At 41.7% G+C, this 22,190-nt stretch carries 23 protein-coding genes and 1 tRNA gene; 9 read left to right on the plus strand and 15 right to left on the minus strand.

Features of this window, described 5'->3' with window-relative positions; translation table 11 throughout:
- Nucleotides 1-93: 93 nt before the first annotated feature.
- Nucleotides 94-387, minus strand: a complete 294-nt coding sequence (locus ASL19_RS04990) for a LuxR C-terminal-related transcriptional regulator (RefSeq protein WP_006276593.1) — start codon at nt 385-387, stop codon at nt 94-96.
- A 220-nt stretch (nt 388-607) separates the two neighbouring features.
- On the opposite strand from ASL19_RS04990, the gene ASL19_RS04995 reads away from it, so the two are divergent.
- Entirely contained in the window at nt 608-1,588 is a 981-nt protein-coding gene (locus ASL19_RS04995) for a carbohydrate kinase (RefSeq protein ID WP_057177496.1), read from the plus strand.
- Here ASL19_RS04995 and ASL19_RS05000 read toward each other — a convergent pair.
- Entirely contained in the window at nt 1,575-3,155 is a 1,581-nt protein-coding gene (locus ASL19_RS05000) for an AAA-like domain-containing protein (RefSeq protein WP_057177497.1), read from the minus strand. The two genes, ASL19_RS04995 and ASL19_RS05000, sit on opposite strands and share 14 nt — an antisense overlap.
- A gap of 3 nt (nt 3,156-3,158) precedes the next feature.
- Nucleotides 3,159-4,517, minus strand: coding sequence for a 3-phosphoshikimate 1-carboxyvinyltransferase (aroA, locus tag ASL19_RS05005; RefSeq protein ID WP_057177498.1), 1,359 nt, complete (start codon nt 4,515-4,517; stop codon nt 3,159-3,161).
- Nucleotides 4,518-4,670: 153 nt separating this feature from the next.
- On the opposite strand from aroA, the gene ASL19_RS05010 reads away from it, so the two are divergent.
- Nucleotides 4,671-5,183: a hypothetical protein gene (locus ASL19_RS05010; protein ID WP_057177499.1), complete on the plus strand. Its 513-nt coding sequence runs from the start codon at nt 4,671-4,673 to the stop codon at nt 5,181-5,183.
- Nucleotides 5,184-5,192: 9 nt separating this feature from the next.
- Entirely contained in the window at nt 5,193-6,725 is a 1,533-nt protein-coding gene (locus tag ASL19_RS05015) for a thymidylate synthase (protein WP_057177500.1), read from the plus strand.
- Here the strand turns inward: ASL19_RS05015 and ASL19_RS05020 are convergent.
- Both ASL19_RS05020 and ASL19_RS05025 read right to left on the minus strand, forming a co-directional pair.
- A complete protein-coding gene (locus tag ASL19_RS05020; protein WP_057177501.1) occupies nt 6,722-7,732 on the minus strand; it encodes an NAD-dependent epimerase in 1,011 nt (336 codons plus the stop codon). The two genes, ASL19_RS05015 and ASL19_RS05020, sit on opposite strands and share 4 nt — an antisense overlap.
- Before the next feature lie 81 nt (nt 7,733-7,813).
- Nucleotides 7,814-7,886 (minus strand) — tRNA-Glu (locus ASL19_RS05025).
- A 331-nt stretch (nt 7,887-8,217) separates the two neighbouring features.
- Here ASL19_RS05025 and ASL19_RS05030 point away from each other — a divergent pair.
- A complete protein-coding gene (locus tag ASL19_RS05030) occupies nt 8,218-10,110 on the plus strand; it encodes a sodium:proton antiporter (protein ID WP_057177502.1) in 1,893 nt (630 codons plus the stop codon).
- Between the two features lie 204 nt (nt 10,111-10,314).
- Nucleotides 10,315-11,562, plus strand: a complete 1,248-nt coding sequence (locus tag ASL19_RS05035) for a hypothetical protein (protein ID WP_057177503.1) — start codon at nt 10,315-10,317, stop codon at nt 11,560-11,562.
- Between the two features lie 66 nt (nt 11,563-11,628).
- On the opposite strand, the gene ASL19_RS05040 is transcribed toward ASL19_RS05035, so the two are convergent.
- From ASL19_RS05040 to ASL19_RS05085, 10 genes are all read right to left on the minus strand, one after another.
- The gene (locus tag ASL19_RS05040; RefSeq protein WP_057177504.1) at nt 11,629-11,985 is read right to left on the minus strand and encodes a c-type cytochrome; all 357 of its coding nucleotides are present in this window, start codon (nt 11,983-11,985) and stop codon (nt 11,629-11,631) included.
- 102 nt (nt 11,986-12,087) lie between these two features.
- A complete protein-coding gene (gene petE / locus ASL19_RS05045) occupies nt 12,088-12,507 on the minus strand; it encodes a plastocyanin (RefSeq protein ID WP_057177505.1) in 420 nt (139 codons plus the stop codon).
- 303 nt (nt 12,508-12,810) lie between these two features.
- Complete coding sequence (gene psbV, locus ASL19_RS05050; RefSeq protein WP_040008552.1) at nt 12,811-13,302, minus strand: photosystem II cytochrome c-550; 492 nt, start codon at nt 13,300-13,302, stop codon at nt 12,811-12,813.
- A gap of 128 nt (nt 13,303-13,430) precedes the next feature.
- Entirely contained in the window at nt 13,431-14,357 is a 927-nt protein-coding gene (accD, locus tag ASL19_RS05055; protein WP_006276581.1) for an acetyl-CoA carboxylase, carboxyltransferase subunit beta, read from the minus strand.
- A 185-nt stretch (nt 14,358-14,542) separates the two neighbouring features.
- Nucleotides 14,543-15,358 (minus strand): A24 family peptidase, encoded by an 816-nt coding sequence (locus ASL19_RS05060; protein ID WP_057177593.1) that lies wholly within the window; start codon nt 15,356-15,358, stop codon nt 14,543-14,545.
- 40 nt (nt 15,359-15,398) lie between these two features.
- The gene (locus ASL19_RS05065) at nt 15,399-15,659 is read right to left on the minus strand and encodes a hypothetical protein (RefSeq protein WP_057177506.1); all 261 of its coding nucleotides are present in this window, start codon (nt 15,657-15,659) and stop codon (nt 15,399-15,401) included.
- A 228-nt stretch (nt 15,660-15,887) separates the two neighbouring features.
- Nucleotides 15,888-16,979, minus strand: coding sequence for a 3-isopropylmalate dehydrogenase (gene leuB, locus ASL19_RS05070; RefSeq protein WP_057177507.1), 1,092 nt, complete (start codon nt 16,977-16,979; stop codon nt 15,888-15,890).
- Nucleotides 16,980-17,215: 236 nt separating this feature from the next.
- Nucleotides 17,216-18,619 carry an NAD(P)(+) transhydrogenase (Re/Si-specific) subunit beta gene (locus tag ASL19_RS05075; protein ID WP_057177508.1) on the minus strand — a complete coding sequence of 468 codons (1,404 nt, stop codon included), beginning with the start codon at nt 18,617-18,619 and terminating at the stop codon, nt 17,216-17,218.
- On the minus strand, nt 18,616-18,909 hold the full coding sequence (locus tag ASL19_RS05080) for an NAD(P) transhydrogenase subunit alpha (RefSeq protein ID WP_006276576.1): 294 nt from the start codon (nt 18,907-18,909) through the stop codon (nt 18,616-18,618). The genes ASL19_RS05075 and ASL19_RS05080 overlap by 4 nt, the downstream gene beginning before the upstream one ends.
- Nucleotides 18,910-18,963: 54 nt before the next feature.
- Nucleotides 18,964-20,118 (minus strand): Re/Si-specific NAD(P)(+) transhydrogenase subunit alpha, encoded by a 1,155-nt coding sequence (locus ASL19_RS05085; protein ID WP_057177509.1) that lies wholly within the window; start codon nt 20,116-20,118, stop codon nt 18,964-18,966.
- A 448-nt stretch (nt 20,119-20,566) separates the two neighbouring features.
- Between ASL19_RS05085 and ASL19_RS05090 the strand changes: the two genes are divergently transcribed.
- From ASL19_RS05090 to ASL19_RS05100, 4 genes are all read left to right on the plus strand, one after another.
- A complete protein-coding gene (locus ASL19_RS05090) occupies nt 20,567-21,079 on the plus strand; it encodes a DUF2808 domain-containing protein (RefSeq protein ID WP_057177510.1) in 513 nt (170 codons plus the stop codon).
- 92 nt (nt 21,080-21,171) lie between these two features.
- The gene (rpmH, locus tag ASL19_RS16635) at nt 21,172-21,306 is read left to right on the plus strand and encodes a 50S ribosomal protein L34 (protein ID WP_071985364.1); all 135 of its coding nucleotides are present in this window, start codon (nt 21,172-21,174) and stop codon (nt 21,304-21,306) included.
- A 27-nt stretch (nt 21,307-21,333) separates the two neighbouring features.
- A complete protein-coding gene (gene rnpA, locus ASL19_RS05095) occupies nt 21,334-21,750 on the plus strand; it encodes a ribonuclease P protein component (RefSeq protein WP_057177511.1) in 417 nt (138 codons plus the stop codon).
- Nucleotides 21,737-22,126, plus strand: a complete 390-nt coding sequence (locus tag ASL19_RS05100; protein ID WP_006278542.1) for a PH domain-containing protein — start codon at nt 21,737-21,739, stop codon at nt 22,124-22,126. Before rnpA ends, ASL19_RS05100 begins: the two co-directional genes overlap by 14 nt.
- Nucleotides 22,127-22,190 lie beyond the last annotated feature (64 nt).

Here is a 22,190-nt window from a genome sequence, read left to right on the forward strand (position 1 = left end):
TTTTTTATAGATGTCCCGTTCATGCTAAAATGCTTCTTTGGATTTATAGGCAGCTTTTTGATAGAGCAAACAGATGTTAGTTTGTCAAATCAATTAGCTGATATTTGAATCCTGTGAACCATTTGAGATATCGTAGTTAGGCAATGTACAACAATTAATATCATTTAAGCATACTTTTCCCCACTGTAAAGCCCAACGTACTAAAGCTACTCGGTTGTCTGTCCTGGTTTTGGTCAAGATATTGCTAATGTGGTTATCAACCGTACGTTTACTAATTTCCAACTTTGCTGCAATTTCTTGGTTAGTTAAGCCTGCGGCCACCAAGTCGATGATTTGCAGTTCTCTATCTGAGAGAGTAACAGGGGTCCGAGACTCACTAGTAGTCATGATTTATATATTTCTCCGTTAGTATTCCAAAGATTAACTCTGTTGGTAGTTAAAAATAGACAAATTTGTTATATTATTGCACCAAATATTCTCAAAGATAGGATAAATTTAAGATATAATTTAGTTGTTTGATCATATTGAACAGACTAAAAATAGTGAACTCTATTGTTTTTGAATCCATTCCTACAGACTCCCAACTAGGTCATTTATCTAAAGTCAGATGAGTAATTCCAGTGTTTTGTGTCTTGGCGAAATTTTATTTGATTGTCTAGCCGATCAAATAGGTCTAAAATTAGAGGAAGTGAACTCCTGGACTCCTTACCCGGGGGGAGCTCCTGCTAATGTGGCCTGTGCTTTGGTTAAACTAGGAACAAAAGCAGGATTTATCGGTGCTGTAGGACAGGATGAACCCGGTGACACCCTGGTAAAACTCCTGGGAGATGTGGGTGTGGATACTAGAGGTGTTCAACGCCATCCCACAGCTCCTACCCGTCAAGTCTATGTGGTTAGAGACTTGAATGGCGATCGCACTTTTGCTGGATTTGGTAAATATCATACTAGGGAGTTTGCTGACACCTGCTTAAAGGCCAGTGATTTACCTGAAGAGTTGTTTAACGAAGCGGATTTTTTAGTCTTGGGAACATTAGAATTGGCCTACCCCGAAAGTGAAGCCGCTACTCATCAAGCTTTAAAACTAGCGGAACGGTATGACTTAAAGATTATTTTGGATGTGAATTGGCGACCTGTGTTTTGGCAAGACAGCGAGTTAGCAAAGCAGAAGATTCACCAAATATTACCCAATTGTGATTTTATCAAGCTGACTAAAGAAGAGGGCGAGTGGCTATTTAATACTAGTGATGCCGGGGCAATTACTTATAGAATTAACTCTTTAGAAGGGGTTTTAGTAACAGATGGAGAAAATGGTTGTTCCTATTGTTTGGCGGAAAATGAGGGCAAACTACCAGCCTTTTCCGTACCCGTGGTGGATACCACTGGTGCGGGAGATAGTTTTTTGGCTGGGTTTGTCCATCAGTTAAACCAGTATGGCATTCAAGCTTTAAGCGATCCGCAAATTGCCAAATCTGTTATTACCTATGCCAGTGCGGTAGGTGCCCTGACTACTATCAACCCAGGAGCGATCGCATCTCAACCAACTGCACAGGAAGTAGAGACTTTTCTCCATCGATTTAACCCCGAATGACAACGATTGCTCTACCCCCTGGACTGACCACTTCTTCTGTAGTCGTGCGTTCTTCAATGGGAAGTAAACCAGGACGGCGATCGAAGATGACTAACCAACCTGTATGGAGTCCCAGTCCCGCGAGATATTTGTCTAACTGTTGGAGTCCCTGGGGGAGTGGATCTTTCTTACCCGGTTTCCACACCTTCAGTTCCATCCCCATCACCACTGCACCGTAGCGCAAACAAATATCCATGCGACCTGAGCCGATCGCGTACTCCCGCTCTAACCTACCGCCACCATTCAGTACGCGATGCAAAAACGCCATTAACACCAGATGAGGAGCAATTTCATGGTAAGGCGCACTTTTCAAAAGAGGTTCCCCATGTTGTCGCCAAAAGTCCAGAAAAGACCCCAGTAGTGCCTCTGGATTCAGGCTACGATCAGGGTTTAGCCAATGGGGATTAAGAGAAGGTGCAGGTAAGGAAGCAGTGGTTACATAAGCCAGCACCCTGGGAATAATCTCTTTGTAAATTGGGTTAGCTACTTGCAAGCCACTGCCATTTTGCAAGCGGCAAAGTCCTAAATCCAGTAACAGTTGTACATCATCCTCTGGTATATTCCCCAGTTCATCACCAGATAACATGGGTTCAAAAATAGCCTGAATTTCAGGCTCTCGCAACCGCTTCACTAAGCTATCTAGGTGGGTTTCTTGACGTTGAATAATCAATTCCTTCGCCTGAGCAACCTCTGCAACGGTAATGGGCTGAGTGGGATCAGTGACTAAGACTTCCACCAGTTGACGAGCGATCGCATTGACTAACCAGGGTTGCCCTTGGGTTAAATGAAACACTAACGCCACGGCTTCTGGTAAAAACACCTGTCCCGTTGCGTCCGTGTGTTGCTGGTAGAGAGTAGTCACCTCTGAAAGGGTGAAGTTACTGAGGGTAAAGGACTCTAGTTTTATATTAAAGGGGCTAGCAGTATTGAGGCGAAAACTACCACCAGAAGCAACCTTGTAATCCCGTACATCTCGCACCCCAATCAAGGCTAGGGAATGGGGAAAACCGTGGGGACGGAGGGGAAAACCGGCTCGTAACTGTCGCAGCACTGTAATCAGGGTTTCATCTTCCAGACTGTCAATTTCATCTAAAAAGACCACCAGAGGACGAGGAGAAGCGAGAGTCCAAGCCTGAAGATAGGTTTTAATATCCAAATCACTGGGGTCAAGTAAACCCATTTCTTCTTGAATGTCTCGCAACTTGGGTGGTTGTAGTTCCCCAGGTAAAGTTACCTTAGTCGTGCCAATCCAACTCCGAATAATATATTTTTCAGCCAGTATAGGGTCATGTTTGAAGGCGGATCCGGTTTCTACTGACAGAACAATCGCTGTGTAGTTACCACTTTCTGTTAACTGCTGTGCGAGGGTCATCATAGCAGTGGTTTTTCCCGTTTGACGGGGAGCATGAATGACAAAATAACCTCGCTGATCAATCAGGTTCCCTAAGGTGGGAAGACGATCGAGGGATGAAAGCATATAGTGGATGTCGGATTGGCAGGGGCCAGCGGTGTTAAAGTGTTTGGGCATGGTTTAGCAATGTCGATGACAAACTTCTACTAATGTGCTGGTAAAATTAGGATAGGAAATAGCTGCTGCTTCAGCACGATGAATGGTAGTAGTACCAAGAGCATTTAAAGCTGCGATCGCCAAACTCATGCCTATTCTATGATCTGTATAACTATCCACCTCTGTACCCACTAAATTAGTACCGCCAGTAATTTCCATACCATCAGGTAACTCAGTTACCCTAGCACCCATTTTATTCAACTGTTGTGCCATTACAGTAATGCGATCGCTCTCCTTGACTCGCAACTCTGCTGCATCTCTTATTATAGTTGTTCCCTTAGCAAAGGTAGCAGCAACGGACAAAATAGGAATTTCATCAATTAGTCTAGGTATAATATCGCCAGCAATGGTACAACTTTGTAGTTGACTAGAGCGCACATGCAAATCAGCAACAGGTTCTCCTGCGACTTCCCGCTGATTTTCTAATTGGATATTTGCTCCCATAATAGTCAAAGCTTCCAGAATTCCTGTGCGGGTGGGATTGACACCCACATTTTCTACCACTAAATCAGATCCAGGAACAATAGATCCAGCAACCAACCAAAAAGCAGCAGAGCTGATATCACCAGGAACAATCACCTTCTGACCATAAAGTTTAGCGTTACCCGTAATAGTCACACTATTGCTTCCTGGGTCTATGGTTAAATCCGCTCCAAAAGCCTTTAACATTCGTTCACTGTGATCTCGAGATAAAGCTGGCTCTGTTACCGTAGTTTTTCCTTCCGTGTTCAAACCAGCAAGAAGAATACAAGATTTGACCTGAGCTGAAGCAATGGGGGAGTGATAATGGATGGGTTTAAGAGATTGCCCTTGAATAGCTAAAGGTGCTAAAGTATTACCCTTTCTACCCCAGATTTGAGCTGACATTTGTTGTAAAGGCTTGACCACACGGGACATGGGACGCGATCGCAAGGAATCATCACCAGTCACAGCGAAAAATCTGCCAGGATGGGAAGCTAACAAACCCAACATTAGGCGAATAGTCGTACCCGAGTTGCCCGCATTTAAAACATCGAGAGGTTCTTGGAAATTCCCTAAACCAATACCCTTAACCCGCACCAACTGGGTGTTCAAATCAGAAATTTCCGCACCCAGAGAACGAAAACAGCTGGAGGTGCTGCGGGGATCCTCACCCAATAGCAGTCCTTGAATTTCCGTTTCTCCCTCAGCAATAGCTCCCAACATCAAAGCGCGATGAGAAATAGACTTATCACCGGGAACCTGAATGCGACCTTGTAGAGACAAATCGGAATCAGATCTGTGAATAATTAAGTTATGAGAACCAGTTTCTTGAGTTTCTAAGGTTATAATATCAGCTGACATTAGAGTACACTAGCTTTGGAATAGGTGGGAATTTTTCAGTCGCTTCTGTTGCTGTCACTGGTAAATTCCTCCCCAATATCCTACCCCTTTTTAGGTCCTAGTATCCAAGTTTCTAACAAAACATGCTCTCCCATATAGCTGCGGCGATTGATCATGCTCACTCATCACCACAAACCCGTTTGTTTATCTATTATTTCCACCGATTTACCAGTTTGGTCAGTGGTGGAAACTCCTGCTACCCTATATCAAAAAGATAGTGAAAGGTTTCACCTACTTCTAACAGCACCCCCCTTAATTAGTTGTGAAGCAGACAATATGTCCACTACGGAAAATGCGATCGCTCCCATCCACAAACATTTGCAAACCCCTCCCAGTCCCAGAGTTTTATGGTTAGAGATTTCACCCTACCGAATAACCATGACCATGCAGGGTAATACTCAAATCAGTTACAGGCATTTTTGGGAGAAAGGGGTTTATGGAATTAGTCGCTATTGGCTACCTCTGGAATCTTTACAACCATGCCAACCCATTCGCTTACGTAATTTTACCACTAATCTAAAATTAACTGGAAAAATTTTGCCAGAAAATTTACGGATTGAATATGAATTGTGGTCGCAAAAGTTGCAATTGGGTCGATACATTCTCAACTTGGAAATTCATCATTGATCTGTTCATATGACACCAGAAGTTAAAATGGATAGATTTAATTACATTGCAAAGTATAAAAGCAATCAATTGATTTACGGTCATGGAAACACAGCAGTAGTAACTGGTTGGACCGTAAAAGAAGCCCTATGTAAACGTCTACAACCATCCGAGTATGCAGTTATTGGACAGTTGTACTCACCAACTAGGGGGATAAATATATTAGTTCGCAATTTGTTGTTAAATCCCCATGTGCACTATTTAATAGTTATAAATGCTACTAAAGAAGATAAAAATGCTGGTGCTATAGAATGTTTGCTAGATTTTTTTGCTCATGGTGTGGAAGAAAATTTTAGTGCTAGTGGTCGCAGGTCTTGGGTAATTTGCTCTTCTATTACTGGATATATAGATATTGATATTGACCTGAATGCTTTAGAAAAACTACGTCACAGTATAGAGGTAGCAACAGCAAAATCAATTTCCCTAGCGGTGGAAAAAATTAAATATTACGCCCAAAAACCTATGATTGCTCCTTGGGGTATGGCACTAGAATTTCCCATATCTCAGTTTGAAACCACAATTTTACCGGGGGTACGCTACGGCCATAGAATAGAAGGTAAAACCATAGCTGAAACCTGGGTGAAGATTATCCATCGGATTAAAACCACAGGGATAATTAGACCTAGTGCTTATGATAGTCAATGGCAAGAATTAATCGATTTAATGGCAATTATCACCGATGAACCTGATGATTTTTATTTTCCTGAGCCTAATTATTTACCCATCGAAAGAAGCTATTTACCAGAATATATTTCCCAGGTTTTAGATGATGCTCATGACCAAGAAGGTGTCAAATATACTTATGGGAAAAGATTACGTTCTTGGTTTGGCAAAGACCAAATTCAACAGGTCATTGATAAATTAATTAATGATCCTGATTCTGCTAGAGCAGTCATGTCTTTATGGGATGCGGTCAAGGATGAGCATGACAGTCCACCCTGTTTAAATCATATTTGGGTGAGAATAGTAGATGATCAATTATCTCTAACAGCAACATTCCGTAGTAATGATATGTTTTCTGCTTGGCCAGCCAATGGGATGGGATTAAGAGCTTTACAAAAATATATTTATGATGGCATTGTCCGGGGATCTGATATTCATCAGAACCTCCAACTTGGACCGTTAATTACTGTTAGTCAAAGTGCTCATATTTATGATGAATGCTGGGAACATGCAGAAAATGTAATTGCTTCCCACTACCACAAAATATGCCAAAAAAAGGATTACTATGACCCAGCTGGCAACTTTATTATTTACCTCCAAAATGGTAGCATTATAGTGGAGCATACTACTCCTAATTCAGGCGAAGTAGTTAATTGTTATTCTGGTAAATCCTCCACTCAACTCTCCCGAGAAATAACATTAAATTCTCCCGGACTACAAGTTGACCACGCTATGTATTTGGGTTCGGAATTACAAAAGGCCGAAATAGCTCTATCCAGTGACTATCACCTGATTTATCAACAGGATAAACCCTTGAAGTTTAGTCTGAACCCGGCTTAAACCTGATAGTATTCCCTATACCATTTAACAAACTGTCTCACTCCCACCTCGATAGGAGTATCAGGCTTAAAGTTAACGTCTTGAATTAAATCATCAACATCCGCATAGGTGATAGTCACATCTCCAGGTTGTAGGGGTAGCATATTTTTTTTGGCTTTTATCCCTAGGCACTGTTCTATAACTTCAATGAAGTGCATTAACTCTACCGGACTGTTATTGCCAATATTATATATTTTGTATGGCGCTCTACTGCTACCAGGATCAGGAATATCACTAACCCAGTTAGGATTGCTTTGAGGGATAGTATCTATAACTCTTACTACCCCTTCGATAATATCATCAATATAAGTGAAGTCACGCTTCATTTTACCATAATTAAAAACATCTATGGGCTGTCCGGATAAAATAGCTTTGGTAAATGAAAAGTAGGCCATATCTGGCCTTCCCCAAGGACCATAAACAGTAAAGAAGCGTAGTCCAGTAATGGGTAATTCATACAGATGACTGTAAGTATGTGCCATTAGCTCATTAGCTTTTTTAGTAGCTGCGTATAAACTAATAGGATGATCCACATTGTCATGGGTAGAAAATGGTATTTTGGTATTAGCTCCATAAACAGAGCTAGAGGAAGCAAATACTAAGTGTTTCACTCCATAGTGACGACAAGCTTCTAAAACATTAGTAAATCCTATGATATTACTATCAATATAAGCGTGAGGATTTTTTATGGAATATCTGACCCCAGCTTGAGCTGCTAGATTAACAACCACATCAAATTGGTGTTGGGCAAATAAATTGTTGACCCTCTCGCGATCAGCTAAATCTAGGGGGATGAAGCTAAATAGTTTATTGTGGGGTTCTAATTGCACCAATCGAGCTTGTTTTAAAGATACATCGTAGTAGCTGTTCAGATTGTCAATTCCTACCACATAGTCACCCCGATTTAATAGGTAGTTACTCAGATGGAATCCAATAAAGCCTGCTGCGCCAGTAACTAAGATTTTCATAATACTTCCTAATGATAATAATGGTTATCCCCCATGAACATAGATATTGTTATTATATGGTTTAATTGTTATATACTTATATACCCCCAGGGGAATTCGAATCCCCGTTACCTCCGTGAAAGGGAGATGTCCTAGGCCTCTAGACGATGGGGGCGCTGGACTTCACTCTTATTAACCTACCCTATTATTTCGGGAATGTCAACTAGTTTAAGAAAAATTTTTTTTGCTAACTTTTTTGGGTAAGAGTAAACCTCTTAATTGCAGCAATTGCACATCTTTCAATCCAAGATTTCCTCACATTTCCGACATAATATGCCCAGCGGGTGGCTAAATCCGGAAAAAACATGTAATATAGGGAGCCAAGTAGAAAAAACGCCCTCGGATTCGTCATGACGGGAATGTTATTTAGACTTGTAAACTTACACTTGTAACTATTGAAGAGGTTAATTAAAGGATTTTGAGGCCAAGATCACAAAATCCACAACATGGAAACATCTTTTCAAATCACTTTACAAATGGTACTAACGGTTCTGGTAGGTATTAGTGCCCAGGTGATGGCTGCACACTTCCGTCTGCCAAGTATCGTACTACTACTCCTCTTGGGCATCATCCTGGGTAATGATGGTGTGGGAATATTACATCCTCAATTATTAGGTATCGGATTAGAAGTGATTGTCTCCCTAGCAACGGCAATCATCTTATTTGAAGGTGGACTGAAATTGGACTTCCGTGAGGTGGGTAGGGTTTCAGTGAGTTTGCAACTGTTAGTAACCCTGGGGACTTTAATTACCTTGCTGGGTGGGAGTATGGCAGCCCATTGGCTAGGAGAATTTCCCTGGAACTTGGCCTTTCTTTACGCCTCCATAGTTGTAGTTACTGGACCAACTGTTATTGGACCATTAGTTAAACAAATTAATGTAGATAAGCAAGTTGCTACCCTATTAGAAGGGGAAGGGGTTTTAATTGATCCTGTGGGGGCAATTTTGGCTTATGTGGTGCTGGATACCATTGTTAATGGCGATCCGGATCCCATGGGAGCAATTATGGGTCTAATAATGCGACTGGGTGTGGGAGGGATTATTGGAGTTCTAGGCGGTTTAGTCATGAGCATGGTCTTCAAACGTGCCAACTTCCTCTCCTTTGAACTGAAAAATCTGGTAGTTTTAGCATTGCTATGGGGTCTGTTTACCATGGCGCAAGCCATCCGCAGCGAATCTGGGGTAATGACCACAGTTGTAGCGGGTGCGGTATTTGCTAACTCATCCGTTCCCGAAGAACGCTTATTACGCAGCTTTAAAAATCAACTGACAATTCTGGGCGTTTCCGTACTGTTTATTTTATTGGCAGCGGATTTATCTATTGCTAGTGTTTTTGCCCTAGGTTGGGGCAGTTTATTTACCGTCCTGGTATTAATGTTTGTAGTGCGTCCAATTAATATTCTTTTGTGTACTTGGAATAGTGGTCTGAATTGGCGGCAAAAGTTGTTTTTAAGTTGGGTTGCTCCCAGGGGAATAGTTTCCGCCTCTGTAGCTTCATTATTTGCCATTTCCCTAACCCAACATGGAATTAATGGTGGAGATGCCATTAAGGCTTTAGTATTTCTGACTATTATTATGACTGTTTTTTGTCAGGGTTTAACAGCTTCATGGCTCGTGAAATGCCTAGGAATTACTTCAGAAAATTTAACAGGAGCCTTGATAGTTGGCTGTAATCCCCTCAGTTTGCTGATTGCTCGCTTTTTCCAGGAACGGGGAGAGAAGGTAGTAATAATTGATACTGATTCAGAATATTTAGCTCAGGCGGAAGCTCAAAACTTGCCTGTGGTTGTGAATAGTGCTTTAGATGCTCAGGTTTTAGAAAATGCGGGTATTGCTAAAATAGGTACATTCATAGCAATGACTAACAATGGAGAAGTGAATTTTGTTTTGTCCCAGCGGGCAGCAGAAGAGTTCAATCCACCTCGAGTTTTGGCCATATTCCCCCGAGATCCTCATGGTAATGTTTCAGTTCATAGTAGGGTCAGTCAGGCTTTTGTTTCTGACCTACCAATAAAAACCTGGAATGAGTATTTGAGCGGTGGTAGGGTGAAATTGGGAAATACAACTTTAAACGAAGAAGAATTTGAAAGTCAACAGCAGCATATTCAGGAAAAGATTCGCACTGGCGTACTAGTGCCCTTGTTATTGGAAAGAGAAGAAAGGTTACAGGTAATATCGGTGAATGAAACTTGGGAAGTGGGCGATCGCATTATTTATCTGTTGTATGATTCCCGACCAAGTCTGTTAAAACTTCTCTCTGGATCCAGTCAGTCCGGGGTTTTAGCCTTAGAAACTTTACCAGAGGTGGAGGAAAAAATGCCTATGAGCAAATTCTTTTGATAGGTTGATAGGTGGACAGTTATTATTTGTAGAATAGATGAAGCCACATTTGGAAAATGGGAATATAATTTAAGAAATCAAGTTTCTAGTTGGGCATGGCACAAATGGCTGTGACTGCAAACCCCAAGTAAGTTATGTTAGTTGCCCGCCTTTTGCCTGCTGGAACTAGCTGACAGCAACTAAGTCGAGTGAACGATTCAGATTATGTCTTACGTCTCCGTCCTGAAAAGCATTCCAGAAATATTAGGCCAGCCCACAGGAATAGCTGCCATAGCTTCTCTTGGTATCCATGGGGCTATTGCCTTGATTGTGCCATTAATGCCCATTGATTCTAATCACAATCAGACTGCACGAACTGACACGACTAAGGCTGTGGGACTAATGGAATTGAGTCCTGCTGACCAAAATAGACTGCCACAGTCTACTTCAGCCCAAATAGCCGCCCAGCTCCCCCAACTGGCCTTACAATCCCAAATTCCCCTGGGTGGTTTGAGTGTTGCTGGACAAGAACCTCCTGTTCAGCCAGTTTTACCCCCTCCCCTCTTACCTCCTATCCCTACCTCTTCTTCTAACTATAATCTTTCTGTATTGCCTCAAAGGCAATCACTGCCAAGGATCCCCGCCACTAGTGTAGATAAAGCTAGTAATTTACGCTTCAAAGATAAATTTTCCCCTTCATCAACATCTGCTTTTGTCAATAATATAGATGCCCAAATTAGACTAAATCAATCCAATGATAGTAAATCACCACAAGCTGATAACCAAGTAACCACGGAAATACCAAGTGAGCCTTTAAATAATCCTTCTACTGCTAAGATTGATAGTGACCCTAGTGGCGGTGCGCAAGACACTGGGGTAATAGCTCAAAACCAGTCCCCAGCTAACTTTAATCCACAGCAAAATGTAGCTGATTCCAATCCATCTTCTCCTTCACCTACTGCAGGCCAGTTAGGTGGGCCCCTTGCGGTTGTTCCAGACAAGCCAGTTCCAGATATTCCTACAAAGTTACAGGAACAAGCGCCTAGTTTGCCTAGTTCCCAACCAGAAGTGCAAAACCCTGTATCTCAAGGGAATGATGCCAGAACTCAAAAAAGACAACAATTACTCGCTAGGTTGGAATCCTATAACAAACTCAGACAAACCATTCTTAAGGAATACCCTAATTCTAAAGAACAGTACCCAATCCGCCAAAGTGTGTCTGTGAACAACCGGGATATGGAAGGTGTAGTTTTCGGTCGTTTGGTTGTGGACCCTGATGGCAAGGTTTTGGATATTAAGTTTCAAGACCAATCGGTGTCTCCCCAACTCCAATCTCAAACCCGGGAGTTTTTTAACGCCAATCCCCCTAAAGGTGAACAGAACATTAGTTCTTATCCTTTCCAACTCCGTTTCAATTTGGTCAATAATGCCAGTGAGAACGTTCCTCAAACTCAGGGCGCAACCCCAAAGTAGGTAGGTAAAATGAGCATGGCTTGTTTAGTGGTGGTCATCACATCATAGTTTTGATCTCCACTAAATCTACCATCCTGTTTCTGCCATTTGAAAAACATAGAGACCCACCTCTAGAATTTCTTCCTTGGTTAACTTGTTCTTAAAAGCAGGCATGGCACTTTTCCCATTCTGAATTTGATTCACAATCGCTCCAATAGGGTCAGTGTCATAGTTTTCTAAGTATTTTTTCATGGCTGATGTTTGTAGAGTTTTATTTTCAACGAGTATGTTACCACCCCCTACATGGCAGGAAGCACATTCGGTCTTAAAAATAGCATGACCTCTACTTATTTCTGCTGATAAAACTGGTTCGATAATAAGTGTGAAGCTAAAAAATACGGCGATCGCTAGAATTAAAACTAATAACGGTAGAGGTCTAGACAAGAAATTTTCCTCCCAATAATCACTACTTGATTATACGTCAATGGCACGCTGGGCGTGCCATGGATTTACTCTAACCGTTTTTAAAAACCGAAGCTATATCTTTTAGCTGGCAACAGTTATTTTACCCGCCATACCGGCGCCACGGTGGGGACCACAGTAAAAGGTATAGTCACCAACAGGTGCATCTGCTGGAAAGGTTGTGGTCACACTTTGACGAGTATTCAACAATAATTTACTGTGGGACAGAGATTTTGCTAAGGCTTTATCCTTGCCAGGGTTTTTAACGGGATCAAATACAATGTTATGGGGGGGAACTTTATTGTTAACCCATTTGATTGTGTCCCCGGGTTTAATTGTTAACTTACTGGGTTCAAATTTTAAGAGTCCTCTGTCAGTACCTAGTTTGATGGTGTAGGTTTCAGCTGATGCGGTGGGGGTAAACAGGACTAAGGTGCTAACGGCTAGAACCAAAGTCAGCACAGTCAAGGTTAAACGCTTCCAATTTGCCATGATTAGTTTCATAATTCTCTCCCGAGATATAGTTTTATTTTTCCAATCTCATGTTATCTATATTTAACACTAAATATGACAGCTTGTCATATAAAAATTTATTTTTCCGGTTATTTTTTATGGATTTAGCCAGCTGCAAGGGATAAACGCTTTTTTTTAGTTGTACTTATTAAATAATTCCTAGACCGGAGTTCGTGAAGCAGATGAGAATTTAATCAAGTTAAACCCCCATACTCTTAGCAAATCAGGACTAGGAACTAAAACTATTTTAAAACAAAAATGTGCGCATTAGAGAAAGCTACCGACTAGAGATGTTTAGTAGTATATTTTACCACCACCCCAGCGAGTACCAACGACTTTGGGTTGGATAAGAATGTAGGCCGATATCTCTTTTAAATCATCCTCTGTGAGGTTTTTCATTTCCGTAAAGATATCCGCGCTCTTGAGACCAGGATGTATTTCCGATATATCCTCTTCACCATCGTAAGTTTTAGGTTCCTTGAGAAAGTCCACCAATCCTTCAATGTTGTCACGTGCTGGGACAGCACCCGCCAAAGCTTCTGGTTCCAGACCCACATTCTGGTTGGTTTTAGTTACACCACCAGCATGACATTGAGCACATGTGTCTTGAAATAGCCTTTTTCCTTCTTGTAACTGCTTAGGGCTAATAACTATTGTATCACCAGCTTCATTCAGTTTGACGGTTCTCGTGGCTTCATCTAGCTCTACTGCGGTTGCACTACCCATAAAAAGATGAAACGACAGCAAAACAGTAGCCAAAACAACGCTTATCAGTCTTATAAACATATTTCCCCATCATTAACATCAGCATGAATCAGTTTACCATTTAGGGGATTTCAGATTTCAGATTTTTGATTTATAGCTGGTGATTGATGGGTGGGGGTTGTGGCTATATTCCCACCCCGGTTTCAATTTTAGGTTCCAGCTAATAAAACCATATTTACTGCTGTGGGCACGGGTTGGTGTAAGGATATCAGTTGGGTTAGGATATGTTTTAACTGGGTTCGAGGAACAATTTCATCTACAAAACCGTGTTTTAGCAGATCTTCAGCGGTTTGAAAGTCTTCCGGGAGTTTTTCCCGCAGGGTTTGTTCAATTACCCTTCTACCAGCAAAACCGATGGTGGCCTTGGGTTCGGCAATAATTACATCCCCTAACATGGCAAAACTGGCAGTAACACCACCGGTGGTAGGATTGGTCAAGACGGGAATATATAGTAAACGGGCATCCTGATGACGCTGGAGAGCGGCAGAAATTTTAGCCATTTGCATTAAAGATAACATTCCCTCCTGCATTCTGGCACCACCAGATGTACAAACTATTACTACCGGATAGCGTCTTTGGGTGGCCTGCTCTATTAAACGGGTTAGTTTTTCCCCTACCACTGAACCCATACTCCCTCCCATAAAACGGAAGTCCATCACTCCTAAGGCAATGGGTAAACCGTTGATTTGTCCTAATCCGGTTTTGACCGCATCCGTTAACCCGATTTTTTCCTGGGTCTCTCGCAGGCGATCGCTATAGGGTTTGCGATCGCGAAAACCCAAAGGATCTGTGGGGCGTAAGTTTTCATCCATAGATGTCCAGGTATTGGCATCTATTAATTGTCTAATGCGTTCATCGCTATGGACACGATTATGATGACCACATTCTGAACAAACCATTTGATTAGCTTTGAGATCTTTAGTATAGGAAAGAACTCCGCATTCAGGACATTTGTGCCACAATCCATCAGCAATTTCTCGTTCCTGACGATCCAGATTTGTATTCCCGGACTTACGACGATTCGCAAACCAATCTAATAAAGACTTTAAACCGCGTGATTCTTCGTTGTTTGCCATTGTTATCTTATGGTTGTTGAACTTTTGTTAAGGGATTTGATCAGATTTACCACTTTGACAGATTTTTAAGAAGTTTATAACTCTAGCTATAACTATTTAAACTGTCAATTTAAATTGTGAATTACAGTAATAGTTTTGTTGTTTGGAATATTCTTTGAATAGTATCACAATACATACATTTCACCTCAAGAATGGGATAGTACAAAGCGTAGGTAATGATCCAGGATGACCTGACCACCAAAAATAGAAATCAGCGCTCCCCAGGCTAAAAATGGTCCAAAGGGCATTTTTTGTCCTATTTGACCATCAGAGACAATAATTGCCCCAAAACCTACTAACACCCCAGAAAAGCAGGCTATAAAACTAGCTATTAATAAGTATTGCCAACCGAGCCAAGCACCCATCATTGCTGCTAGTTTACCATCACCACCACCCATAACTGGTTGGCCATAAAACACAAATCCCAAGTTGGCAATAATGTCAAACAACCATATACCTAAAACCATGCCACCTATTCCCCAGATTAACTGCCCAATGGTCCCAGACCAGGTGTTATGTGTTACATAACCTAAAGTGGTTTGAAATATTAAACCCAAGACCAGTCCTGATTTAGTCAGACTACTCGGTAGGATCATTGTCTCCCAGTCTATTAAGGATAAGGCTAGTAACCAACTACAAAAAACCCAATAGCCAATAGTTGGCAGTGAAAATTGAAATACCCAAAATACAATTAAAAATATTATTCCCGTCAATAACTCTACCAGGGGATAACGATGGGAAATTTCACCTTGACAATAAGCACATTTTCCCCTTAGCCATAGCCAACCTAAAATGGGCAAGTTGTGATATACTTTCAGCTGGTTCAAGCAGTGAGGACAACGGGAAGGAGGCCATAGTAATGACAATCCCCTGGGTAGTCGGTAAACCACCACATTGATGAAGCTGCCAATGCATGCGCCCAATAATAAAACAACGACACTGCTAGTCACTAAAGTTAGCATCATATCAGTGATTAACTGTTGGGTTGATTATTGGTATTTGTTAGTAAACATAAGACTCTATTTGTTGTAAAGGTATAAAACATTCCTGTGGTAAAAGAACTGGTTGCTGGGTAAAAATGACCTTACCCCTATAGGTTGTGCGACTAATCGCCACCCCTGATACTTGACCGATAATTTCTGGATGGACTTGAGAATAGGTGTGATAAATTTGTCCTGCTGCTTTAATCACGGCGGGATCGATCAAAGCAGTTTGGTTGGGTTGGACACTGAAATTATTGAGATCTGGTTGTGAAAGGTACACTGGAACCCTTTGGTTATTATATAGATGGAGTTAGATTTAGTTTTAAGTGGGTGGGTGGAATTAAATATAAGATTAACGTAGGTTGGGTTGAAGTATGAAACCCAACACCACGGGTCTCGTTACTCGACCCATCCTACAAATAATTATGCCTCCCTACTTAGTTTATCGGAAACCTTTAGCAAGTAACGCTAAATTTTCCCTCATGGACTATCTAACTGTATAGACCATTTAACTATTTTTTTCCAGAATGTTCAGTAAGGCGTCACCCATAGCTCGACACCCTAAAAGATTCATTCCTGGAGACATAATATCTCCTGTGCGATCGCCTTGTTGTAAAACCTGTAACACTGCGTTTTCTATGCTGTCTGCTGCTGCTGGCTGATTTAACCCATAGCGTAACATCATAGCCGCACTTAGGACTTGTGCTAGAGGATTGGCTTTGTCTTGTCCTGCAATATCAGGAGCAGAACCATGGACGGGTTCATACACACCTGGACCGGAAGATCCTAAGCTAGCTGATGGCAACATGCCTATACTACCGGTTAGCATAGCTGCTGCATCAGAAAGAATATCACCAAAAAGGTTGCCAGTGACAATAGTATCAAACTGCTTAGGGGACCGAACTAACTGCATGGCAGCATTATCTACATATAAATGAGATAATTCTACCTGGGGGTATTCGGGAGCCAGTTTATTCATCCCCTCTCGCCACAACTGAGATACTTCTAAGACATTAGCCTTGTCCACCGAACAAAGTTTGCCACCTCGTTTTTGTGCTGTTTCAAAAGCAACTCTGCCAATTCTTTCTATTTCTGATTCACTGTAGACCATCGTATTTACACCACGTTTTTCTCCTGTTTCTGTAGTGAAAATACCTTTGGGTTTACCAAAATAAATCCCCCCTGTGAGTTCTCGTACCACCATGATATCCACACCCTCCACTACTTCCGGTTTGAGGGTGGAAGCACCTATTAACTGAGGGATTATTTTTGCGGGTCTTAAATTGGCAAATAGTTCTAACCCAGCTCTCAATCCCAATAGTCCTGCTTCAGGACGTTTATTTGCAGGTAAAGAGTCCCATTTATAACCACCTATAGCAGCTAATAAAACTGCATCACTGCGCCCACAAGTCTCTAGGGTATGGGATGGTAGAGGTTCTCCGGTTTCGTCGATCGCAGCACCACCGATTAGAGCAGTTTCAAACTGAAAATTCAACTTGAATTGCTTACCAACCAGTTTTAGTACATCCACTGCTACTTCCATAATTTCAGGACCAATACCATCGCCAGGAAGTAGGGTAATACTGTATTTTTGGGTCATGATTAGGGTTAGTTAGTCTTTTGATTAGCTACTGTTAAATCGCCTATCATATCATTTGAGGAGCCAGTTTTTAAAAAAATCATTACCTAATCAATACCTTAGCCAAAATCCTCAAACGCAATAAAATCCTAACGATATCAATAGGGTTTCAGACATATTTGGAAAGATTAGAGCGATTGCGATCGCTCTAATAATGTTAAATGTTAATTAATCCCCATTTCCCATTCCCTATATTTCTAAAGCTGCTTCACCTCGGAGACCAACTTAGCCACCATATCCTTGGCACTACCAAATAACATAGTTGTTTTTTCCTTATAAAACAACTCATTATCCACACCAGCAAAACCCGTACTCATACCTCGTTTAATCACAATAGTTTGCCTAGCCCTATCAACCTCTAAAATGGGCATTCCATAAATTGGACTGTTAGCATCACTGCGAGCTGCAGGGTTAACCACATCATTGGCACCAATGACCAGAGCTACATCAGCTTGTTCAAATTGGGGGTTAATATCCTCCATGTCATATAACTGAGTATAAGGCACATTAGCTTCTGCTAACAATACATTCATATGTCCTGGCATTCTACCAGCTACTGGATGTATGGCGTATTTAACATCTACACCCATGCGCTCCAGTTGATCTGCTAACTCGCGAATGCTATGCTGGGCTTGTGCTACAGCCATACCATAACCGGGTACTATGACCACAGAACGTGCATAACCCAACATCATAGCACCTTCTTCAGGATCAATACTCCGCACAGTTTGATTACCAGTAGCAGTAGTAGCTCCACCACTAACAGTAGAAACAGAACCAAACGCACTAAATAGAACACTGAACAAAGACCGGTTCATGGCCTTACACATAATTTCCGTAAGGATAATTCCAGAAGCACCAACTAAAGCACCAGCAATGATTAACATGTTATTCATCACCACAAAGCCTGCTGCTGATGCTGCCACACCTGATAATGAGTTTAGCATAGAAATTACTACTGGCATATCTCCACCGCCAATGGGTAATACGAACATTACTCCAAGCACCAGGGAAACGGCCACCACTGCCAAAAATACTGGTAAACTATCGGGAGAAGCGATTAAATAGGCACTCCCTGCTAGATATGTACCTAAAAGCAACAAATTCACAGGTTGTTGCAGGGGAAAAGTAATGGGAGTCCCACTAACTAAACCTTGCAATTTAGCAAAAGCTAGAAAACTACCAGTAAAAGTCACACCACCGATTAACACATCCAATAGCATGGATATGTTGATATCCAAAGGTATAGATTGGCCAGCATCCAAAAGACGCCAAAACTCAGCAACAGCTACAAGAGCGGAAGATGCTCCACCTAAACCGTTGAGTAAACCCACCATTTGGGGCATTTCTGTCATTTGCACTTTATAAGCTGCAATAACCCCAATAATGGAACCAATGACTAGACCCACTAATATCATCTCATAATTGAGAACCTTTTGGTCTAGTAAGGTAGCAACTACGGCTAATAACATTCCCACTGCTGCAATAACATTACCATTGCGTGCAGTTGCAGGAGAGCCTAGTTTTTTCAAACCAAATATAAATAGGGATGCGGCCAGCAAGTAGGTGAGCTGAATACTGGTAGGGATAAAACTGGTCATGCTTTAACCTCCTTTTTCTTAAACATCTGCAACATTCTGTCAGTTACCAAAAAACCCCCGACAACGTTAACCATGGCTAATATGACCGCAATTAAACCAAGAATTACGGACAAACTCGTATTTTTCTCCCCCGCTGCTAAAATCGCACCAATTACGGAAATTCCTGAAATGGCATTGGAACCAGACATTAGAGGAGTGTGTAGTGTAGGGGGAACTTTGTTAATGACTTCAAAACCTATAAAAGAAGCCAAAACAAGTACAGACAAAGCTGCAAGTAGTGTTTCAGTCATTTTGATTTGAGATTTATTTCACAGATTGTTAGTTCGAAAATGGTCTTTCAAAAATTAAACCGTAACGGTCTGTAGTGCATCCTTAATGCGTTGATTTCTGATTTCACCATTGTGGGTAATACAAGCAGCATCAACAATGTCGTCTGCAAAGTTAATATTTAGGGCTTTATCTTTAACGACCAGCTGCATTAATGCAGTAACATTCTTGGCATAAAGTTGACTAGCGTGTACAGGCATTGACGAAGGCAGATTAATCGGTCCAATAATAGTCACACCGTGATAAACTATATCCTTACCAGGTGCTGTACAAGCGCAGTTTCCTCCCTGTTCCGCCGCTAAATCCACAATTACAGAGCCAGGTTTCATTCCTTTTACCATATCCTCCGTGACTAGGATGGGGGCTTTTCTACCTGGTACTTGAGCTGTGGTGATGACTATGTCCGAGTGTTTGACGTGTTCAGCAACCACCTCTTGGGTGCGTTTTTTGCTATCTTCAGAAATCTCTTTGGCATAACCACCTGCTGCTGTGGTTTCTTCTGTTAATTTAATCTCTACGAATTTCGCTCCTAAGCTTTGTACCTCCTCCTTCACTGCTGGGCGTATATCAAAAGCCTCCACTAAGGCACCCAGTCTACGAGCAGTAGCTATAGCTTGTAACCCAGCTACTCCTGCACCCATAACAAACACTTTAGCAGGCGCAATAGTACCTGCTGCGGTAGTCAACATGGGAAAATACTTAGGTAGTGCTGCTGCTGCCAATAATACGGTTTTATAGCCAGCTATGGAAGCTTGAGAAGACAAGGCATCCATGCTTTGGGCCCTGGTAGTACGGGGTATGAGTTCCATACTTAGAGCAGTGATTTGCCGTTGTGCTAATTTTCGAGCTACTTCCGGATTACCCAGGGGGTTGAGAAAACTAAGTAACACTGCTCCTGGTTTGAGCAGGTCTATTTCGTGCCGACCATCTTCCCTTTCCTGGGGTGGACTCACCTTGAGCAGTATGTCAGCTTCACCCCATAAGACAGCAGCATCAGTAATAATTTTTGCCCCTGCTGCTTCATAGTCCCCATCACTAAAGTATGCTTTTTCTCCTGCACCGGTTTCCACAGAGATTTCTAGTCCCTGTTTGACCAGTTTGGCTACCATGTCAGGAACTAATGACACCCGCCGTTCACTTACTTCTATTTCCTTAGCAACTGCAATTTTCATTTAGTCTCCTCAAGATGAATAAGATCAATACTCAATATTTCCTAACATCCTTTTTTAGCTTCAGGTTTAACTTTCATGGATTACCTTTGGTGCTATACCAGAGGGAATCTCTAGCTACGGACGTATAGTCCTGGACATTAGCAAGCTGTTGTACTTGATGTATACTTGATGTATATACTATGTGTCAGGTATTGTGTGTAAGTTTTCAGATTATCTTAGGGATTTTTTTTATTCATATTACTGAGTATATTATTGTGGTTCGAAACAAGTAGCTAGGTTGTTGAGATTGTTTTTCTCATTTGTTTAGGGTATTCTAGTGGGTTAGTTAAAGCTGTGTCCAAAATCGAAAAGAAACTTAACGTCCGTAAAAATTGCTTGATGATTGCTGGCACCCTTATGCCAGTTCCTACGTCATACCAATCAAATTTGTCATCGAATGGTTAAAATTATGAAGCGTTTACTCCCGGCTTTAGCCCTATCTAGTTGCCTGTTAACTGGTATTTCCACTACCACCCTAGCTCAAAGCCTACCGGGCTTAACACTATTTAGTGGTGTTAAATCAGAAAATCAGCTGTCCTTTTTCTTGGATTTTGGCGGACAAACTAATAGCACAGATAGATATAGACTAAGAGTGCCTGCCAATAAGATGAAATTGCCAGTATCTCAATTTAATATTACCTATCCTGAACACTACAAAGGTAGCTTCGACACAAAAGAAATAGAAGTTCGAGTTAAAGGTAAAAGTGTAGGTTTAAAAGAAGTTAAATGGGATAAAGAAACAAGAGTAATTGAGATAGTGACCCAAGAACCCGTGCCTGCTCGTAGTAAAGTTGAACTAATTCTCTCCAACGTGCAAAACCCAAGTTTTGGCGGGATGTTCTATTTTAACTGTCAGGTTCTCTCCCCTGGTGGGGTGCAAATTCCTCGCTATCTTGGAACCTGGATCATTAGCATATCCTAAATCTAGTACCTGCAAAATATGTTCTGATCTGGAGTAAAGTGCTAAGATAAGAGATTGTGACTTTTTATAAAATTGCCTAAGAGGAGAAAACAATGCAAAGAACACTGGGTGGAACTTGTCGCAAAAGAAAGAGAACTTCTGGGTTTCGCGCCAGAATGCAAACCCCAACCGGTCGAAACGTAATTAGATCCAGAAGAAAAAAAGGTCGTCATCGTTTGAGCGTTTAATAGGAACCTAGCTAACACAAACCTATTGTGCCGTTGCCAAAAGCATACAGACTAAAATCCCGTGGCGACTTCCAGGCAGTTTTCCGGGAAGGAGTCCGGTGTCATAGCTCTCATTTCACCCTGAGAGCTTTAAAACCCCTATCTCCAACTCACCTGCACTCCTCTTCTATAAATATACCTGCTAACACCTGTGAAAACTTACCTAATACTAAAATTGGTATTTCTATTAGCACTAAAGTTAGCAAAAGAGCAGTGGTTCGCAACCGTATCAAAAGACAAATTACGGGTGTTTTGTACCAATTATTACCGAAGTTATCCAAAGGATGGCGACTGGTGGTAATTGTCAAGCCAAAGACAGGAGAATGGCAGTGCATAAGCCAACAATTTCTGCGAGAATTAGAGCAGTTGTTGGTAAAAGCTGAGGTGATAAATGGGCATTCGTGAGGAAGTTTATTATGAAGGTGGTCCCCACATTGGGGATTTAATTCTCAATCTACTAATTGGCCTGACCATAGTTGGCTTGCCATTGACAATTGGGGCGATTATTAGAGCTTTGTGGTTGCGTTTTAAGATCACTGATCGGCGAGTTGCTGTGATGGGTGGTTGGATGGGACAAAATCGCACTGATGTGATTTATTCAGAAGTTGTGAAGGTGGTGAAAGTCCCTCGTGGCGTTGGTCTATGGGGTGACATGGTGTTAACCCTGAAAAACGGTAGTCGTTTGGAAATTAGGGCTATTCCCAACTTTCGAGAGGTTTATGAATATATCAATGATAGGGTTGCCGCTAAGAATCCTCAATATACTTCTAACCCCTCTTGATCTACCTATTATCTTGTAGGTGCGGCTATCCGTAGCTGGTGATAGTCGCCAGTAAATCACAATT

It is taken from the genome of Cylindrospermopsis sp. CR12, assembly GCF_001432185.1.
Taxonomy (GTDB): domain Bacteria; phylum Cyanobacteriota; class Cyanobacteriia; order Cyanobacteriales; family Nostocaceae; genus Raphidiopsis; species Raphidiopsis raciborskii.